Source organism: Streptomyces sp. NRRL S-920 (assembly GCF_000717945.1).
Classification (GTDB): Bacteria; Actinomycetota; Actinomycetes; order Streptomycetales; family Streptomycetaceae; genus Streptomyces; species Streptomyces alboniger.
This window is the reverse complement of sequence record NZ_JODF01000168.1, coordinates 1-335: the sequence shown is the minus strand read 5'-3', so window position 1 is coordinate 335 and position 335 is coordinate 1. Positions and strand designations below refer to the sequence as shown.

1 pseudogene is annotated in these 335 nt (G+C 69.3%); it reads right to left on the bottom strand.

What is annotated here, in order from left to right:
- Nucleotides 1-335: pseudogene (locus IG54_RS0137360) on the bottom strand (alpha/beta hydrolase); the annotation flags it as partial.

Genomic DNA, 335 nt, shown 5'->3' with positions numbered 1-335 from the left:
CTGGAGCCGAAGGCGTCGAACAGGTCCAGGGCCGCCTGCCGGTCGTTCCCTTCGTCGTCCCACTGCAACAGGACGTGCAGCGGAATGGTGACCTGGCGGGCCTCCTCGAACATGGCACGAGGGACGAAACTCCCGGCGAACAGAACGGCGGCCGAGACGCGCGGCTCGACCACCGCCAGCCGGATGCCGATGGAGATCACTCCCCCCGAGTACCCGACGGGGCCGCCGATCCCGGGCAGTGACAGGAGGGCGTCCAGGGCGGCTTGCCATTCCGGGACCGCCTTGTCGACCAGCGGGAGGATGAGGGCGTCGATGATCTCGTCGCTGACCGGCTC